At 69.2% G+C, this 17,646-nt stretch carries 19 protein-coding genes; 5 read left to right on the forward strand and 14 right to left on the reverse strand.

The annotated features are described in order from the left end of the window. Positions 1 to 24: 24 nt before the first annotated feature. On the reverse strand, positions 25 to 1,188 hold the full coding sequence (gene mqnE, locus ACWFR4_RS35260; RefSeq protein WP_116511303.1) for an aminofutalosine synthase MqnE: 1,164 nt from the start codon (positions 1,186 to 1,188) through the stop codon (positions 25 to 27). A 90-nt stretch (positions 1,189 to 1,278) separates the two neighbouring features. After that, positions 1,279 to 1,734, reverse strand: a complete 456-nt coding sequence (locus ACWFR4_RS35265; RefSeq protein ID WP_116511305.1) for an Lrp/AsnC family transcriptional regulator — start codon at positions 1,732 to 1,734, stop codon at positions 1,279 to 1,281. Positions 1,735 to 1,906: 172 nt separating this feature from the next. Between ACWFR4_RS35265 and ACWFR4_RS35270 the strand changes: the two genes are divergently transcribed. Continuing rightward, a complete protein-coding gene (locus tag ACWFR4_RS35270; protein ID WP_264484737.1) occupies positions 1,907 to 2,038 on the forward strand; it encodes a hypothetical protein in 132 nt (43 codons plus the stop codon). Here the strand turns inward: ACWFR4_RS35270 and ACWFR4_RS35275 are convergent. From ACWFR4_RS35275 to ACWFR4_RS35290, 4 genes are read right to left on the reverse strand one after another with little or no spacing between them, the layout of a single operon-like run. Further along, the gene (locus ACWFR4_RS35275) at positions 2,035 to 2,715 is read right to left on the reverse strand and encodes a UbiX family flavin prenyltransferase (protein ID WP_453656023.1); all 681 of its coding nucleotides are present in this window, start codon (positions 2,713 to 2,715) and stop codon (positions 2,035 to 2,037) included. The genes ACWFR4_RS35270 and ACWFR4_RS35275 overlap by 4 nt on opposite strands. 31 nt (positions 2,716 to 2,746) lie before the next feature. After that, positions 2,747 to 3,649 carry a menaquinone biosynthesis prenyltransferase MqnP gene (gene mqnP / locus ACWFR4_RS35280; protein WP_453656024.1) on the reverse strand — a complete coding sequence of 301 codons (903 nt, stop codon included), beginning with the start codon at positions 3,647 to 3,649 and terminating at the stop codon, positions 2,747 to 2,749. Next, positions 3,646 to 5,097 (reverse strand): menaquinone biosynthesis decarboxylase, encoded by a 1,452-nt coding sequence (locus ACWFR4_RS35285; RefSeq protein WP_100597997.1) that lies wholly within the window; start codon positions 5,095 to 5,097, stop codon positions 3,646 to 3,648. The genes mqnP and ACWFR4_RS35285 overlap by 4 nt, the downstream gene beginning before the upstream one ends. 52 nt (positions 5,098 to 5,149) lie before the next feature. Beyond that, positions 5,150 to 5,722: a hypothetical protein gene (locus ACWFR4_RS35290; RefSeq protein ID WP_453460682.1), complete on the reverse strand. Its 573-nt coding sequence runs from the start codon at positions 5,720 to 5,722 to the stop codon at positions 5,150 to 5,152. Positions 5,723 to 5,856: 134 nt separating this feature from the next. Here ACWFR4_RS35290 and ACWFR4_RS35295 point away from each other — a divergent pair, with 134 nt between their 5' ends. The 4 genes from ACWFR4_RS35295 (at position 5,857) to ACWFR4_RS35310 (ending at position 8,912) form a co-directional block, all read left to right on the forward strand. Next, positions 5,857 to 6,957: a helix-turn-helix transcriptional regulator gene (locus ACWFR4_RS35295; protein ID WP_453460679.1), complete on the forward strand. Its 1,101-nt coding sequence runs from the start codon at positions 5,857 to 5,859 to the stop codon at positions 6,955 to 6,957. A gap of 57 nt (positions 6,958 to 7,014) precedes the next feature. After that, complete coding sequence (locus ACWFR4_RS35300) at positions 7,015 to 7,410, forward strand: PLD nuclease N-terminal domain-containing protein (protein ID WP_453460676.1); 396 nt, start codon at positions 7,015 to 7,017, stop codon at positions 7,408 to 7,410. Next, positions 7,407 to 7,865 carry a nucleoside deaminase gene (locus ACWFR4_RS35305; RefSeq protein ID WP_453460673.1) on the forward strand — a complete coding sequence of 153 codons (459 nt, stop codon included), beginning with the start codon at positions 7,407 to 7,409 and terminating at the stop codon, positions 7,863 to 7,865. The genes ACWFR4_RS35300 and ACWFR4_RS35305 overlap by 4 nt, the downstream gene beginning before the upstream one ends. Before the next feature lie 63 nt (positions 7,866 to 7,928). Further along, a complete protein-coding gene (locus ACWFR4_RS35310) occupies positions 7,929 to 8,912 on the forward strand; it encodes an isopenicillin N synthase family dioxygenase (protein ID WP_453656025.1) in 984 nt (327 codons plus the stop codon). Between the two features lie 40 nt (positions 8,913 to 8,952). On the opposite strand, the gene ACWFR4_RS35315 is transcribed toward ACWFR4_RS35310, so the two are convergent. The 8 genes from ACWFR4_RS35315 to hemL all read right to left on the reverse strand — a co-directional run bounded on the left by ACWFR4_RS35315 (position 8,953) and on the right by hemL (position 17,389). Beyond that, the gene (locus tag ACWFR4_RS35315) at positions 8,953 to 9,501 is read right to left on the reverse strand and encodes an SRPBCC domain-containing protein (protein WP_453460667.1); all 549 of its coding nucleotides are present in this window, start codon (positions 9,499 to 9,501) and stop codon (positions 8,953 to 8,955) included. 140 nt (positions 9,502 to 9,641) lie between these two features. Next, the gene (ccsB, locus tag ACWFR4_RS35320) at positions 9,642 to 10,733 is read right to left on the reverse strand and encodes a c-type cytochrome biogenesis protein CcsB (RefSeq protein ID WP_453656026.1); all 1,092 of its coding nucleotides are present in this window, start codon (positions 10,731 to 10,733) and stop codon (positions 9,642 to 9,644) included. Continuing rightward, positions 10,730 to 12,430, reverse strand: coding sequence for a cytochrome c biogenesis protein ResB (gene resB / locus ACWFR4_RS35325; RefSeq protein ID WP_355888998.1), 1,701 nt, complete (start codon positions 12,428 to 12,430; stop codon positions 10,730 to 10,732). Before resB ends, ccsB begins: the two co-directional genes overlap by 4 nt. A 3-nt stretch (positions 12,431 to 12,433) precedes the next feature. Beyond that, a complete protein-coding gene (locus tag ACWFR4_RS35330) occupies positions 12,434 to 13,210 on the reverse strand; it encodes a cytochrome c biogenesis CcdA family protein (RefSeq protein WP_453460661.1) in 777 nt (258 codons plus the stop codon). A gap of 6 nt (positions 13,211 to 13,216) precedes the next feature. Beyond that, positions 13,217 to 13,837, reverse strand: a complete 621-nt coding sequence (locus ACWFR4_RS35335; protein WP_453460658.1) for a TlpA family protein disulfide reductase — start codon at positions 13,835 to 13,837, stop codon at positions 13,217 to 13,219. Between the two features lie 99 nt (positions 13,838 to 13,936). Further along, a complete protein-coding gene (locus ACWFR4_RS35340) occupies positions 13,937 to 15,181 on the reverse strand; it encodes a hypothetical protein (protein WP_453656027.1) in 1,245 nt (414 codons plus the stop codon). Positions 15,182 to 15,332: 151 nt separating this feature from the next. Next, positions 15,333 to 16,028, reverse strand: coding sequence for a histidine phosphatase family protein (locus tag ACWFR4_RS35345; protein WP_100597987.1), 696 nt, complete (start codon positions 16,026 to 16,028; stop codon positions 15,333 to 15,335). Further along, positions 16,025 to 17,389 (reverse strand): glutamate-1-semialdehyde 2,1-aminomutase, encoded by a 1,365-nt coding sequence (gene hemL / locus ACWFR4_RS35350; RefSeq protein ID WP_453656028.1) that lies wholly within the window; start codon positions 17,387 to 17,389, stop codon positions 16,025 to 16,027. Before hemL ends, ACWFR4_RS35345 begins: the two co-directional genes overlap by 4 nt. Between the last annotated feature and the right edge of the window lie 257 nt (positions 17,390 to 17,646).

A 17,646-nucleotide genomic window follows, 5' to 3' on the forward strand; every position in this document is an offset into this window, starting at 1 on the left:
TCAGAGACGGCGTCAGGAACGCCGTCAGACGCGCATCGCCTGCGGCGTCTCACGGCGCGCCGGGTCCGGGCCGTCGTACTCGCGGATGATCTCGTACCGGGTGTTCCGCTCGACGGGCCGGAAGCCGGCGTCGCGGATCAGGTCGAGCAGGTCCTCGCGGGTCAGCTTGTTCGGCGTCCCGTAGTTGTCCGCGTCGTGCGTGATCTTGTACTCGACGACCGAGCCGTCCATGTCGTCGGCGCCGTGCTGGAGCGCGAGCTGGGTGGTCTGCACGCCGTGCATGACCCAGAAGCACTTCACGTGCGGCACGTTGTCGAACAGGAGCCGGGAGACCGCGAAGGTCTTGAGCGCCTCGGCGCCGGTCGCCATGGTCGTACGCGCCTGGAGGCGGTTACGGACCTTGCCGTCCTTCATGTCGACGAAGTCGTGCTGGTAGCGCAGCGGGATGAAGACCTGGAATCCGCCGGTCTCGTCCTGGAGTTCACGCAGGCGCAGCACGTGGTCGACGCGGTGACGGGGCTCCTCGATGTGCCCGTACAGCATCGTCGACGGGGTCTTGAGACCCTTCTCGTGCGCGAGGCGGTGGATCCGCGACCAGTCCTCCCAGTGGGTGGCGTGGTCGACGATGTGCTGCCGGACCTCCCAGTCGAAGATCTCGGCGCCGCCGCCGGTCAGCGACTCCAGACCGGCGTCGATCAGCTCGTCGAGGATCTCGGAGGCGGAGAGCCCGGAGATCGTCTCGAAGTGGTGGATCTCCGTCGCCGTGAACGCCTTCAGCGCGACGTTCGGCAGCGCCTCCTTGAGGGCCTTCAGGGAGCGCGGGTAATAGCGCCAGGGCAGCGTCGGGTGCAGGCCGTTGACGATGTGCAGCTCGGTGAGGTTCTCGTTCTCCATCGCCTTGGCGAGGCGGACGGCCTCCTCGATGCGCATCGTGTACGCGTCCTTCTCGCCCGGCTTGCGCTGGAACGAGCAGTACGCGCACGAGGCGGTGCACACGTTCGTCATGTTGAGGTGGCGGTTGACGTTGAAGTGGACGACGTCGCCGTTCTTGCGCGTACGCACCTCGTGGGCGAGCCCGCCCAACCAGGCCAGGTCGTCCGACTCGTACAGCGCGATGCCGTCCTCACGGGACAGCCGCTCGCCGTCCCGCACCTTCTGCTCCAACTCGCGCTTGAGCCCTACGTCCATTGCCATTGCTCCTCACCAAAGACTGCGGCCAACCGTACTCCCCCATCATTCGGGCGGGAGGGGCCCCCATCTGGCACTTCGTGCCCGCCCTCACTCCTCCTCAGGCAGCTCCCCCACCCGGTTCTCCCACTTGGTGGACAGCACGATCGTGGTGCGCGTACGCGAGACACCCTTCGTGCCGCTGAGCCGGCGGATGGTGCGCTCCAGACCGTCCACGTCGCCGACCCGCACCTTGAGCATGTACGAGTCGTCGCCCGCGATGAACCAGCAGTCCTCGATCTCGTACAGGTCCTTGAGCCGGCGCGCCACGTCCTCGTGGTCGGCGGCGTCGGAGAGCGAGATGCCGATCAGGGCGGTGACCCCGAGACCGAGCGAGGGCGAGTCGACGGTCGCGCGGTAGCCGGTGATGACACCGGCCGCCTCCAGGCGGTTGATGCGGTCGGTGACGCTGGGCCCGGACAGGCCTACGAGGCGTCCCAGCTCGGCATACGAGGCGCGGCCGTTCTCGCGCAGGGCCTGAATGAGCTGCCTGTCCACGGCGTCCATAGGTCCATGCCTTTCATTATTCTGACTTAACACGAGTTTATGTGTAGAATCTAAGGCGTGCAGGGCGTTGACCCTGTGAATCTTTTAGCCGAAACCCGGTTTCACCTTCGGCTTCCCTACCAAGCGATCTTCGACTACCGATCAAAGACGATCATTCAGGAGTGTTGTCACCGTGTACACGATCGAGATGGCCTACGCCCGTATGCGCGAGCTGCAGGACCAGGCCAACCGCTCGCGTGCCCACCAGTCCGCCGTCGAGGCGCGTACCGCTGAGAAGCGGGCCGCGCGCGCCAAGAAGCGCTAACGGTCCGGAGAGCCGCCCCCGAGCTCTCCCTCCCACCGGCGGTAGAGCCGATGCGGCACCCCTGCCGCGTCGAGCGCCCGCCCGGCGACGAAGTCCACCAGATCCTGGATGTGCGTCGCCCCCGCGTAGAACGCCGGAGAGGCGGGCAGCACCACCGCGCCCGCCTCGTCCAGCACCACCAGATGTTTCAGCGTCTGTCCGTTCAGCGGCGTCTCGCGCACCGCGACGACCAGCCTGCGCCCTTCCTTAAGCGTCACGCTCGCCGCGCGCTGGAGCAGATCCTTCGACAGGCCGAGCGCCACGCCCGCCACGCACGCCGTGGACGCGGGCACGATGATCATGCCCTTCGCCGGATACGACCCGGACGACGGTCCCGCCGCCAGATCCCCGGCCGCCCAGTACCTGACCTGGTCGACAGCGGCGCCCACCGCGAACGTGTCCGGCTTCCCGTCCGCCCCCCGCGCCAGCCACTCCCCCAGGTCCTGACGCCAGTGCGCGTCCCGGAAGGCGATCCCCGTCTCGTCGAGCAGCGTCAGCCGCGAGGCGCGCGAGACGACGAGGTCCACGCTCTCCCCCGCGTCGAGCAGCGCGCGCAGAACCGCGGCGGCATACGGGGTCCCCGATGCGCCGGACACCCCCACGATCCAAGGCCGGCGCCCAATTTCTCCTGCGGTCATGCCATCGAGCCTATCCGGCACCCGGCCGCGGTCAGACAGTCAGGCCGCGCACGAGGAGGTCGAGCAGCGCACACGCGAACAGGGCGATCCCGATGAAGCTGTTGACCTGGAAGAAGGCCCGGTTGAGCCGGGACAGGTCGCGCGGCCGCACGATCGTGTGCTCGTAGACGAAGGCGCCCGCGACGATGACGAGGCCGAGCCAGAAGAACGCGCTCGCGTCCGTGGCGAGGGCGTACCAGACGAACAGCGCCGTGGTGAGCGTGTGGCAGCCGCGCGCTCCCCAGATCGCCGCCGGGACTCCGAAGCGGGCCGGTACCGACATCACGCCGACCTCGCGGTCGGTCTCCACGTCCTGGCAGGCGTAGATGAGGTCGAAACCGCCGATCCAGATGCCGACCGCGAGCCCGAGGATCACCGCGTCCCACGACCACTCGCCGGTGATCGCGAGCCAGGCGCCGACCGGGCCCATCGCCTGGGCGAGACCCAGGATGGCCTGCGGGAAGTTCGTGAACCGCTTGCCGTACGGATAGACGACCATCGGGATCACCGCGATGGGCGCGAGCGCCAGGCACAGCGGGTTGAGCAGAGCGGCCGTGCCGAGGAAGACGACGAGCGCGATGAGCGCGCCGGTCCAGGCGGACTTCACCGACATCGCGCCCGTGACGAGTTCGCGGTGGGCGGTCCTCGGGTTACGGGCGTCGATCTCGCGGTCGATGATCCGGTTCACGGCCATCGCGAACGTGCGCAGGCCGACCATCGCGATCGTCACGAGCAGCAGTCGCCACCAGTGGATGTTCCTGTCCATCTGGAACATCGCGGTGAGCGCGGCGATGTACGCGAAGGGCAGCGCGAACACCGAGTGCTCGATCATGACGAGGCGCAGGAACGCCTTGGTCCGGCCCGGCTGCGGGATCGCGGCGGAAGCGCTGGTCACAGGCCGTACTCCTTCCAGCGGCGGTCGACCGTCGCCGCCGTCTGCGGGTCGGACAGCACCATCTCGGGCCAGCCGCCGTCCCGCGTGTAGCCCTCCTCGGGCCACTTCTTCGTCGCGTCGATGCCCGCCTTGCCGCCCCAGAACTGCTGGTACGACGCGTGGTCGAGGTGGTCGACGGGGCCCTCGGCGACGGTCAGATCACGGGCGTAGTCCGTGTTGCCGAGCGCCCGCCACGCGACCTCGTGCAGGTCGTGCACGTCGCAGTCCGAGTCGACGACCACGATCAGCTTGGTCAGCGACATCATGTGCGCGCCCCACACGGCGTGCATCACCTTCTGCGCGTGTTTCGGGTACTTCTTGTCGATCGAGACGATCGCGCAGTTGTGGAATCCGCCCGACTCGGGCAGGTGGTAGTCCACGATGTCCGGCACGATGATCTTGAGGAGTGGCAGGAAGAAGCGCTCCGTGGCCCGGCCGAGGGGGCCGTCCTCCGTCGGCGGGCGCCCCACCACGATCGACTGGAGCAGCGGGCGCTTGCGCATCGTCACGCAGTCGATCGTCAGCGCGGGGAAGGGTTCCTGCGGCGTGTAGAAGCCGGTGTGGTCGCCGAACGGGCCCTCGGGGAGCATCTCCCCGGGCTCCAGCCACCCCTCGAGGACGACCTCGGCGTTCGCCGGCACCTGGAGCGGCACCGTCTTGCAGTCGACCATCTCGATCCGCTTGCCCTGGATGAACCCGGCGAAGAGGTACTCGTCGATGTCCCCGGGCAGCGGCGCCGTCGACGCGTACGTCACGGCGGGCGGGCAGCCGAAGGCGATCGCGACCGGCAGCTTCTCGCCCTTCCTGGCGGCCACCTGGTAGTGGTTGCGGCTGTCCTTGTGGATCTGCCAGTGCATACCGATGGTGCGCCGGTCGTGGCGCTGGAGCCGGTAGAGCCCGAGGTTGCGGATGCCGCTCTCGGGGTCCTTGGTGTGCGTCAGGCCGAGGTTGAAGAACGAGCCGCCGTCCTCGGGCCAGGTGAACAGGGCCGGGAGCTGGTCCAGGTCCACGTCGTCGCCGCGCAGGACGACCTCCTGCACCGGCGCGTCCTTCACCTTCTTCGGCGGCACGTGGACCATCGAGCCGAGCTTGCCGAACGCCTCGCGCACCCCCACGAAGCCGTGCGGCAGCTCGGGGCGCAGCAGGCCGCCGATCTTGTCGCTGATCTCCTCGTAGGACTTCAGACCGAGCGCCTTCAGCAGGCGCCGGTCGGTCCCGTACACATTCATCGCGAGGGGCATCGAGGAGCCGCGCACGTTCTCGAAGAGGAGAGCGGGGCCGCCGGACTTCTGCACCCGGTCGACGATCTCACCGACCTCGAGATAGGGGTCGACCTCGGCCTTGATGCGCTTGAGGTCACCCTCGCGCTCCAGCGCCCGCAGGAGGGAGCGAAGATCGTCGTAAGCCATGCGTGCCAGTTTGGCATCCTCCCCAGCGGATCTTCACCGGGGCTTCCCCCCTTCAGCCGTCCGCCGCGGCCCGCTCCCTGCGGCTCGCGACGATCACCGGGTAGCGCATCGTGAACATCACCGGCAGGACGAAGGTGACCACCTTGATCGCGATCGCTGCGGCCGTCGCCCTCGGGTCGGCGTGGATGAGGAGCGCGAGCGCGCCGGCTGCGACGGCGAAGGACACAGCCCACACCCAGGTGATGACGGCGTTGGTGCGGAAGAACGCCGGGGTCTTCCAGACGTGCTCCGGCGCGATACGGCGGGCGATGCCCAGCGTGAAGGGCTTGTGGACGGCCAGCGAGCCGAGCGCCGTCAGGGCGAGCCAGGCGTCGACGAGCGCCGGGCCGTAGGGAATGAGGGCCGAGTCGGGACGTGCGTACGAGAGGAGCGTGATGCCCGCGAAGAACACGGCCGCACTCAGCTCGATGACCATCTCGTCCCAGGCCTTGCCCGAGCGGCGGTCGTGGATGATCACTACGCAGGCGATCGCGAGGCCCCACTCGGCGCCGCTGCGCCAGTCGTCGCTCGTCGCGATGAAGGCGTAGACGATCCATGGGGCGAAGCTGATGAGGTAACGGTTCACGATGGTCCCCCTGAAGCCGGTGGTGGGTAAACAACAGCCCAAGAGCGGCGTCATGGACCCCGCTCCCGGCAACCATGTCGATCATGTCCCCGGCAAGCCGCACCGCCAAGCTCCGGCCGATGACGTGAAGTTGCATGGCAACTAATCCCGCCGGCTCCTCCGGTGCCCCGCGTGATGCTCCCGGGGCAGACGGTGCGGGCTTCGACGTACTCGACGACGTCAGCGCCGCCGCGTACGGGCACGCGGCCGCCGCGGGACGGTTCGACCGGGCGGACATCGCCGACGTCCTCGGACTCTCGGAGGACGAAGTCGGCACTGCTGAAGGGGTGTTGACGCGTCTTCGGCTGCTGCGGCCCGCGCCCGGCGACCCGCGGACCCTGGTCCCCGTCGGCCCGGACGCGGCCGCCGCCGATCTCGTCGGCACCACGGAGCGGCAGATACGGGAGCTGCAGGACGCCGTCACCGACGTACGCGGAAGGCTGCTTTCGCTGACGCCCGCCTACTTCGAAGGGCGCAGGCTACGCAATCGGCACGAGGCCTTCGACCTGCTCGAGGACGGCGGCACCGTGCAGTCGGTGCTCAACGGGCTGAGTGCGCGCTGCCGCAGCGAGTTCCTCGCCGTGCAGCCCGGCGGGGCACGGCCCCCGTCGGTGCTCGGCCGCGCCCGCAACAGCGCGCTCGCCATGCTGGAGCGCGGCGTGCGCATCCGCAGCCTCTACCAGCACACCGCGCGCGGGGATCTCGCCACCCGCGCCTACGTGCGCGACGTGACGGCGGCGGGCGCCGAGGTCCGCACCGCCGACCGAGTCATCGAGCGCATCCTCATCTACGACCGGGAGACGGTCTTCATCGCGGACCGGCGCAAGGCCGCCCGCCCGCCCGCCGCGGTCGTCGTGCGAGAACCCGCCCTGGTCGCCTTCATCTGTTCCGTCTTCGAGCATCTGTGGGACGGGGCGACTTCGTTCGAGCCGGACGCGCCGCCGGGCCCTTCCCTCACGGACGATCTCAAGCGGTCGATCCTGCGGCTGATGGCGCAGGGACACAAGGACGAGACGATCGCCCGCAAGCTCGCCATGTCGGTGCGCACCTGCCGCCGCCACATCTCGCAACTCACCGAGGAGCTGGCGGCGAACAGCCGTTTCCAGGCGGGCTACAACGCGGCGACGTCCGGACTGCTCGACGACCACCCCGCCCAGAACGGGGATCACCGGGATGACGGCCACCCGCTACCCTGACCCGGTCACCGGGGGCCTCCGTCGTCCCCATGCCGCTCCTTGGGGGATCGCGACACCATGCTCCGCTACTTGCCGTTCCTGCTGGTACTGGCGTTGTGGATCTACGCCTTCATCGACTGCCTGAACACTCCGGAGGAGGAGGTCAGGGGCCTGCCGAAGGTCGTGTGGGTCATCATCATCCTGCTCTTCGGCGAGGTGCTCGTCGGCCCGATCGCCTGGCTCGTCGCGGGCAGGCGCCGGCACGCGCCCACGGGTGGCTCGACACCGTCCGAGTGGCACCGCAGCCACCGCACACAGTGGGTCGCGCCCGACGACAACCCCGAGTTCCTGCACTCCCTGCGCGAGGAGAACAAGAAGGACGAGTCGCTCCTCAAGGACTGGGAGGCCGATCTGCGCCGCCGCGAGGAGGAGCTCAAGAAGCGCGAGCGCGAGCAGGGCGGCGAGCAGGCGTGAACGCCTTCGCCGCCGAGCTGGCGCGGACCTGGCTGGCCACGGCCGTCGAGGAGGCGCGGGCCGGGCTCGCCGAGGGCGGCATCCCGATCGGCGCGGCCCTCTACTCGGCGGACGGGAAGGTCCTCGGGCGCGGGCACAACCGCCGTGTGCAGGACGGGGATCCGTCCGCGCACGGCGAGACGGACGCCTTCCGCGACGCGGGCCGGCAGCGCTCGTACAAGGGCACGACGATGGTGACGACGCTCTCGCCGTGCTGGTACTGCTCCGGTCTGGTGCGGCAGTTCGGGATCTCGCGGGTCGTCGTCGGTGAGGCGCGGACGTTCCACGGCGGCCACGACTGGCTGGCCGAGCACGGCGTGGAGATCGTGCTGCTCGACGACCCCGAGTGCGTCGCCATGATGGAGGAGTTCATCGCGGCCCGGCCCGAGCTGTGGAACGAGGACATCGGCGATTAGCGCTCGCGTCCGTCCGGGTCAGGCGCCGTTGCCCAGGTGCTGGGCCGCGTCCACAGTGGGGGCATGACCGAACCCTCCGCGCCGCAGCCCCGTATCCCCACGATCGATCTGCGGCCCTGGCTCTCCGGCGGCCCGGACGTGCGCGCCGAGATCGCCCGAACCGTCGACGAGGCGCTGCGGACCGCCGGGTTCCTGCTGGTCACCGGGCACGGCGTGGACCCGGGCCTGCGTGCCCGGATCCGGGAGGCGGCGCGTGACTTCTTCCGGCTGCCGTCCGCGGTGAAGGAGCCGTACGCCGTGAAGGTGGGCGGACGGGGCTGGCTGGGCCCCGGCGCCGAGGCGAACGGCTACGCGGAGGGCACCGAGACCCCGCCCGACCTGAAGGAGTCCCTGTCGTACGCCTCCGAACTGCCCACCGGCGACGCGGAGATCGACGCGGAGTGGTTCCTGCCCAACACCTGGCCCGCCGAGACGCCCGAGCTGCGCGCGCTCGTCGAGGCGTATCTGGGGCGGATGCGGGAGCTGTCCGACCTGCTGCTCGAACTCCTCGCGGTCGCGCTCGGCGAGGAGCCGGACTTCTTCACCCGGCACACCACGCACCCCACTTGGGGCTTCAACATCAACTGGTACCCGGGCACGGACGTCGTCGGCGAGCCCGAGGAGGGCCAGTTCCGCATCGGCCCGCACACCGACTTCGGGACCGTCACGGTCCTGGACCGGCAGGCGGGCAAGGGCGGGCTCCAGGTCTACACCGACGAGGGCGGCTGGGAGGACGCGCCGTTCGACCCGGACGCGTTCACCATCAACGTGGGTGACCTGATGGCGCGTTGGACCGGCGACCGCTGGCGCTCCGGCCGGCACCGCGTCCTGCCGCCCCCGGCGGACCTGCCCGCCGAGGAGCTGATGTCGCTCGTCTACTTCTACGAGTGCGACCCGCGCACGAGCGTCGAGTCCGTCCCCGCCCCGAAGGGCCGGGTCGCGTACGAGCCCGTCGACTCGCACACGTATCTGCGGGCGAAGCTGGACGCCATCACGGTGGAGCCTTGAGCCTTGGTCGTGGTGGCGCCTTGATCGTTGTGGAGCTTGATCACTGTGGGGTCTTGAGGTAGCTGTCCCGGAGCTGCCGCCGGCGGTCCGGGGTCCAGGCCGCCCAGGCCCGCTCGTCCATCGGGCGCCCGTCGAGCGCGGCGGCCAGGTGCTCGAAGTGGTCGTGCCAGGCGGCCAGGTGGTCCAGGCGCGCCGCGTCGTCGCCCTCGATCTCGCCGGTGAACCGCAGGGTCGTCGCGTCGGGGGCCGTCGGCTCCAGGTGGAAACGCATGCGGCCGTGCGGGCCTTCGAGCGTGTACTCGGCGACGCGTTCGCCGTCCCACGCGGTGACGCGGCCCGGGTGGGCCTGCCCGTTGTTGAGCCACCGCAGCGTGACCGCCCCGCCGAGCCGTGGTTCGAGCACATCGGCGGCGGCCAGCCACCCCGGCAGACCCTCCGGGGTGGCCACCGCCGCCCAGACCTCCTCCACAGGGTGCGGTAGAGGGATCGTGAAGTGCAGGGCGTGGGTGTGACCCTCGGTCCGGCTCGTGCCGGGCGCGACGGGTGTGGCGGGTGCCGCGGGCTCGGTGGGGTGGCTGGATTCGGTCATACCTCCAGGCTGGCGCGCCCGTGCGCTTCGCGCACCCTTGGGCGCCGGGATCCGTGCCCCGCCCCGCCCGCCCATACGCCGACGGCCGACCTCTTGTGACTCGCGTCACAAAGGATCGGCCGTCGGTGGCTGTCGCGGTGTCAGACGCCGGCGTAGGAATGCTTGCCGGTGACGAAGATATTTACGCCGTAGTAGTTGAACAGCCAGCAGGCGAACGCGATGAGGGCCAGGTAGGCGGCCTTGCGGCCCTTCCATCCGGCGGTCGCGCGTGCGTGCAGGTAGCAGGCGTAGGCGACCCAGGTGATGAACGACCAGGTCTCCTTGGGGTCCCAGCCCCAGTAGCGGCCCCAGGCGTCGCCGGCCCAGATCGCGCCCGCGATGATCGTGAACGTCCACAGCGGGAAGACGGCCGCGTTCACGCGGTAGGAGAACTTGTCGAGCGAGGCCGCGGCGGGCAGGCGCTCCATGACGGAGGTCGCGAACTTCCCGGGCTTGCCGCCGTTCGCCAGCTTGTTCTCGTACGCGTCGCGGAAGAGGTAGAGCAGCGTGCTGACCGCGCCTACGTAGAACACCGCGCCGCAGAAGATCGCGGTGGAGACGTGGATGTACAGCCAGTACGAGTGAAGGGCGGGAACCAACTGGTCGCTGGCGGTGTACAAGACAGTGACAGCGAGGCCGAGGTCGAGGAGGACCGTGGTGACCAGCGGGAGGCCGAGCCAGCCGATGTTCTTCTTCGCCAGCATGAGGCCGAGGTACACAGCGACGGCGACGGTGGAGAAGGTGATGTTGAACTCGTACATGTTGCCCCACGGCGCGCGCTGCACGGAGAGCGCGCGGGTGAGAACACCACTCGCCTCGACGAGGAACGCGAGCACGGTGAGGGACACCGCGATACGGCCGTAGAGGTCGCCCTGCTCGTCGCCGCCGGAGGCGCCGGGGCCGTCCGGCACGTCACGTGTGCCGGAGACGGAGCGCGTCACGACGCTGGGCCGCTCCAGGACGGCGGTGCCGCCGTTCTTCTCCTTGACCTGCACCTTCACGGGGCCGGCCGCGGCCTGCGCGGTGGCCTTCTGCGTCAGCGCGGCGGCGGTGCGGCCGACCTTGCTGCGGCTGCCGAAGAGCCACTCGGCCGTGTGCGCGAAGAAGGCCAGGAGGTACACGGCCATCGACGAGTAGATCAGCACATTGCTGATGTGCGCGAGATTCTCGTTGGTTGCGGCGGCGAGATTCACTTCTCAGCCCCTTCGGCAGGAACAGCAGGTTGGGGATCGGCGGCGCTGGGCGCCTGTTCGTGGAGGTGTGCGGCCAGGTCGCCGAGTTCTTCGGCCACCTTCGAGGACTCACTGCGGCCGAGACCGCCCATCTCGACGACGGTGACTCCGTCGGCTCCGGGGGTCGCCCGGACCCAGACGCGGCGGCGCTGGATGAACAGGGAGCCTGCGAGGCCCGCGATGGCGGCGAGGGCTCCGGCGAGGGCCCAGCCGTCGCCGGGCTGGTGGGTGATCTGGAAGCTCGCCCACTGCTTGATGTCCTTGTCGAACGTGATCGACCCGGCACCGTTCGGAAGCTTCATGGTCTCGCCGGGCCGCAGCCGCGTCTTGAGCAGCTCCCCCTTCGAGTCCGTGAACTTCTTCATCTTGGAGGTGTCCAGTTGGTACACGTTCTGCGGGATGCCGGAGTCGACGCCCAGGCTTCCGTGGTACGCGGACAGCGCGAGGACGGGGTAGTCGAGCGCGGGGAACTGGGAGAACATGTTGCCCTTCCCGGACCCCGCGAAGGTCGGCACGAAGAAGGCGTTGAAGCCGAGCTGTTCCCGCTTGCCGTTCTTGTCGCGGTAGCCGTCCATGATCTTGATGGCACCGGTGGACGTGACATTCGAGTCGATGGGCAGCAGCGGCACGGCCTGCCGGGAGACGATCTTGCCGCGGCCGTCCCGGACGGTGACGGTGGGCGCGTAGCCGTGGCCGTTGAGGTAGACCTTGGTGCCGTCGATCTCGAGCGGGTCATTGACCTGGATCGCGGTCTTCTGCTCCTTGCCGGTCGCGCCGACGCTGTAGGTCACGTTGGCGCGGTAGACGCGCGGGCTCCCCTTGTTCGGCCCGTTGCGCTCGTACGTCCCGTCGAACTTGTCGAGCTGGAAGCTGAACGGCGTCAGGTCGGTGTCGGAGTTGAAGAGGTTGCCCGACTTGAAGTCGTCGTACATCGGCAGGGCGTTGGAGAAGCCTCCGTCGCCCTCGACCATCAGCTTGCCGCCCTCGGACTTGAAGAGCTGGCCCCAGGCGAAGGCGATCAGCATCACGATCAGCGCGATGTGGAAGATCAGGTTGCCGGCCTCGCGCAGATAGCCCTTCTCGGAGGCGACGGCGTCACCGGCGATGTGGGCGCGGAAGCGGCGCTTGCGGAGGATTTCGAGGGCCGCCGCGCGGACCTGCTCCGGCTCGGCGTCGGTGCGCCAGGTCGCGGACGCGGGCAGATGCGTGAAGCGCTTGGGGGCGCCCGGGGCGCGGCCGCGGAGCTGCCCGACGAACTGCCAGGTGCGCGGGACGATGCAGCCGATGAGGGAGATGAACAGCAGGATGTAGATCGCGGAGAACCACACCGAGCTGTAGACGTGGAACAGGCCCAGCTTGTCGTAGACCGGCGCGACCGTCGTGTGCGCGTCCTTGAACGTCTGCACCTTCATCTCGTCGACCCCGGACTGCGGGATCAGCGAGCCGGGGATCGCCCCGAGCGAGAGCATGAAGAGCAGGATCAGTGCGACGCGCATCGAGGTGAGCTGCCGCCAGAACCAGCGGATCCAGCCGATGACACCCAGCCGGGGCAGGGTCGGGCCGCGGTCCTCCTGCGGAGCGGTGGACAGGTGCGAGCCGGCCGCGCCGAGTTCGTCGCCGCTCACCTCGCCGGTCTTGCCGGATTCAGTCGTGCTCATGAATCAGATTCCCACCGTGAAGCCGTTGGACCAGGTCTGCATCTGCTGGACGAGGGTGTCCCAGGCTCCTGTGAGCAGCAGCACTCCGGTAAAGATCATCATGATGCCGCCGATCCGCATCACCCAGGCGTAGTGCTTCTTGACCCAGCCGAAGGCGCCGAGCGCCTTGCGGAAGGCGACCGCGGCGAGCACGAAGGGGACACCGAGCCCGGCGCAGTACGCAACGGTCAGTATGGCCCCGCGCCCCGCGCTCGCCTCGTTGAACGACAGGGCGGTCACGGAGGCGAGCGTCGGCCCGATGCAGGGGGTCCAGCCGATTCCGAACAGGGCGCCGAGCACCGGAGCGCCGATCAGCCCGGTCACCGGCCGCTTGTGGAAGCGGAATTCGCGCTGGGTGAGCCAGGGCATCATGCCCATGAAGAAGATCCCCATGAGGACCATCAGGACACCGAGGATCTTGGTGAGGGTGTCCTGGTACTCCTGGAGCGTCTCGCCGAAGTAGCCGAAGAGGGCCCCGCCGGAGACGAAGACGGCGGTGAAGCCGAGGACGAAGAGTCCGGCGCCCAGGGCCATCCGGCCCCGCCGTGCGTCGGCCAGGTCGGTGCCGCTGACGCCCGTCACGTACGACAGATAGCCGGGCACGAGAGGCAGGACGCAGGGCGAGAAGAACGAGAGGAGACCGCCGAGCACGGCGATCGGCAGAGCGAGAAGGAGCGCACCGTTCTCGACGGTGCTGCTCACTCCGCCTTCAGCGGCGAGAGCGGTGAGCGTGGCGTGCACCGTCGCTCACTTCTCCGCGATCACGGGGTCGACCATCTTGCGCAGCTTGTCCTCGCTGAGCGCGCGCAGCGAGCGGGCGGCGATCTTGCCGTCGCGGTCGATGACGAGCGTGGACGGGATGGACTGCGGGTTGAGGGTGCCCTTCTCGAACCGCAGCATCAGCTTGCCCGAGGGGTCGTAGAAGCTCGGGTACGGGATGTTGTGGTCCTTCTCGAACTGGAGGGCCGGTTCGGTCTGCGGATCACGGGTGTTGATCCCGATGAACTGGACGTCCTTGCCCTTGGTCTCGTTCGCGACCTTGGCGAAGTAGTTGGCCTCGGCGCGGCACGGCGGGCACCAGGAGCCCCACACGTTCAGCACGATGACCTTGCCCTTGTAGTCGGCGAGGTCGAGGGCCTTGCCCTCCAGATCCTTGCCGTCCAGCTTCGGCGCGTCGTGCCGGTCACCCTTGTCGACGGTGGAGATGCCGCCGGAGTTCGTCACGAAGTTGGTGTTGTTGCCACCGCCGGACGTTCCGCCGGAGCTGCATGCGGAGAGCGTCAGCGCAGCGACCGCGGCTCCTGCGGCGAGGAGGGCGGTACGGCGCGTGGATGCAGCGAGGGGGGAAACGCGGCAGTCGGCACTCATGTGAAAAGTTTCGCATGTCTGTTTAGGGGATCTTCCGCACCCCCCTTGCGTACGGAAAACCCCATTTCAGGAGGGGTCATTCAGGGTGCGGCGCGATGCTCACGCGGCGGCTTTGAGGTAGCTGTTCCAGCCGCCGTCGGGGCGCACTCCGACATCGAGCGAGCGCAGCTTGTCGAGGACCTTCGGGTCCTGGACATCCAGCCAGTCGACGAACTGCCGGAAGGAGACGAGGCGTACGTCCTTCTTGCCGGCGATGTGCTTGAGCGCCTCTTCGACGGAGTCCATATAGATCCCGCCGTTCCACTCCTCGAAGTGGTTGCCTATGAAGAAGGGCGCCCGGTTCGTCTCGTATGCCCGGTTGAAGCCGGCTATGTAGGCCTCGGCCGACTGCTTGCGCCAGCGCGGGTAGTTGTAGGCGGGCGCCCTGGTGGTGTTCACCGACTGGTTGGCCAGCATGTTGTAGTCCATCGAGAGGACCTCGAAGCTGCGCCCGGGGAACGGCACGGCCTGGAGCGGCAGATCCCACACCCCGCCCCGCTTGGAGGGCCAGCGCTGCCGGCCGCCCGGCGACGAGGCGTCGTAGCGCCAGCCGAGCTCGCGGGCCGTGGGCAGCAGGTTGTCCTGGCCGAGCAGACAGGGCGTGCGGCCGCCGGCGAGTTCCTTCTCGTAGTCGAAGGGCAGCGAGGGCAGGTCGTGCCAGCCCGTGTTCGTGCGCCACTCCTTGACGAACGACTTGGCCTGGTCTATCTCGCTGCGCCATTGCGCCGGGGTCCAGTTGGCGACGGTGCCGGTGCCCGCGCAGAAGTGGCCGTTGAAGTGCGTGCCGATCTCGTGGCCTTCCAGCCAGGCCCGGCGGACGTACTTCAGCGTCTCCCTGATGTGGGCGTCGGTGAGGTAGCCGATGTCGGAGGCACCGACCCCGTTGTTCGGCGGGCGGTACAGCCGCTTCTTCGACTCCGGCAGCAGATAGATGCCGGAGAGGAAGAACGTCATGTGCGCGCCGTGGTTCTCGGCCAGTTCGAGGAAGCGCGGGAAGAGACCGTTGCCGACCTCACCCGCGCCGTCCCAGGAAAAGATCACGAACTGCGGCGGCTGCTGGCCGGGTTCGAGGGGGACGGGCCTGCCCGGCTGGTTCGGCTGCTTGCCGGTGTACGACGTCGAGCCGTCGCCGATCGGCCGGGCCGCGGGCTTGTCGGGCTTACCGGGCCCGCCCTCGGACCTGTCGCCCGGCGGCACGGACGTCCCGCCGCCCTGCCCGTTGCTGGTACCGCACCCGGCGAGCGCGGCGGCCGCCGCCGCCCCCGCTCCGAGCCCGATCAGTCCCCTTCGTGTGATGTCCGGCATTCCCTGGTCCCCATTCGTCGCGCCCCGTTCCCGTACGAGACGGGCACCCCCTTAGAGGGCGCGACGAACACTGCGGTTCCGGCAGGGAGAACAAAGTTGGGCAATGCCGACGGCCATACCCGGAAGCACCGAGGGCCGAGTATCGAAGGCGCTACGCGCCGAACGCCTTGTCCTTCCCCTTCACGGGCTTGGCGCCCGCGAGGAGATGGGCGGGCACGAGATCGCGCGCGGGCTCCGTATAGCCGACGGACACGATCTTGTCGCCGCGATAGGTGAACGTCGTGAGCGAGGCGAGCGTGCACTGCCGCTTGCGCGGGTCGTGCCACAGGCGGCGCTTCTCCACGAAGCTGCGCACGATCCAGATCGGCAGCTGATGGCTGACGCACACCGCCTCGTGACCCCGCGCCGCGTCCTTCGCCGCGTCGAGGGCGCCCATCATCCGCACGACCTGCTCGACGTACGGCTCGCCCCACGACGGCTTGAACGGGTTGACGAGGTGCTTCCAGTTCTCCGGCTTGCGCAGCGCGCCGTCGCCGACGCCGAACGTCTTGCCCTGGAAGACATTGCCCGCCTCGATGAGCCGGTCGTCGGTCGCCAGGTCGAGCCCGTGCGCCTTCGCGATCGGCGTCGCCGTCTCCTGCGCCCGGTCCAGCGGCGAGGCCACGACATGGGTCACGTCACGCGAGGACAGGTGCTCGGCGACCCGGTCGGCCATCTGCCGGCCGAGCTCGGAGAGGTGGTAGTCGGGCAGTCGCCCGTACAGGATCCCCTCCGGGTTGTGCACCTCTCCGTGCCGCATCACGTGGACGACGGTGATGTCCTGGTCGGACTTGCCGGCAGTGGTCATGCTTGCGTGGCCTCCGCAGCCGCGCGCGCGGCACCGGGGAGCGCGGCGGCGATGCGCTCGACCGCCCGCTCGTCATGGGCAGTGGAGACGAACCAGGACTCGAAGGCCGACGGCGGCAGATAGACGCCCTGCGCCAGCATCGAGTGGAAGAACGCGGTGAAGCGGAAGGACTCCTGCGCCTTCGCGTCCTCGTAGTTGCGCACCTCGTTCTCCGTGAAGAACACGGAGAACATGTTCGAGGCGCTCTGCACGCGGTGCGCGACGCCCTCCTTGGTGAGCGCGGCGCCCACCAGGGTGCGCAGCTCCTCGGAGACCGCGTCGATCTTCGCGTACGCGGCGTCGTCGAGCAGCCGCAGCTGCGCGACGCCGGCCGCCGTCGCGATCGGGTTCCCGGACAGCGTGCCCGCCTGGTAGACGGGTCCCGCCGGGGCGAGGTGCCCCATGACGTCCGCGCGGCCACCGAACGCGGCGGCCGGGAAGCCACCGCCCATGACCTTGCCGAACGTCATCAGGTCGGGTGCCACCCCGTCGATGCCGTACCAGCCGGCCTTCGACGTGCGGAAGCCGGTCATGACCTCGTCGGAGATGTACAGCGCGCCGTTCTCGCGGCACAGGTCCGCGAGGCCCTGGTTGAAGCCTTCGAGCGGCGGCACGACGCCCATGTTGCCCGGCGACGCCTCGGTGATGACACAGGCGACCTGGCCCTCGTTCGCGGCGAACGCGGCCCGCACGGCTTCGAGGTCGTTGTACGGGACGACGATGGTGTCGCCCGCCTGGGCGCCGGTCACACCAGGGGTGTCCGGCAGCCCGAAGGTCGCCACCCCCGAACCCGCGGCGGCGAGCAGCGCGTCCACGTGCCCGTGGTAGCAGCCGGCGAACTTGATCACCTTGGCGCGCCCGGTGAACCCGCGGGCGAGCCGGATCGCGGACATGGTCGCCTCGGTCCCGCTGGACACCAGCCGCACCTGCTCGACCGGCGCGATCCGCGCGACGATCTCCTCGGCCAGGGCGACCTCGCCCTCACCCGGCGTACCGAAGGATGTGCCGCGCGCGACGGCGTCCTGGACGGCCGCGATCACCTCGGGACGGGAATGGCCGAGGATCATCGGTCCCCAGGAGCAGACGAGGTCGACGTACTCGCGACCGTCGGCATCCGTGAGGTACGGACCGGTACCGGACACCATGAACCGGGGCGTACCGCCCACGGCACGGAACGCGCGAACGGGCGAGTTCACGCCGCCCGGCGTCACGAGGGCCGCACGGTCGAAGAGACCCTGCGAGACCGGTGCTTCATAGGGGTACGGTGCGGTCGCGCCCGACGGCGGCGCCGCGGACCCGGGGATGTTGTTCGCCTCTGCCATGCCTCTCAGCGTACGGGCAGGCTCCGCGGAGCCCGGCTCATCCCCTGCTTCTCTGGCCACGACGGGAACCGACTACCTAAACTCCCGGGGGACGGGCCGCTCGCGGACAGTTCACGCTGTACGCCGGCGCGGGGTTCGCTCCCCGGCCCGCGCAGGTGTTTCACCGCACGTTTCGGCGAGTGACCGTGGGGGAGGTCACTGACACGATGATCGGGTTGCGCGGTGGTGGCCGCGCGGCCTAGAAAAGGGGCGAGGCG

This window comes from Streptomyces sp. NPDC055140 (assembly GCF_053607285.1).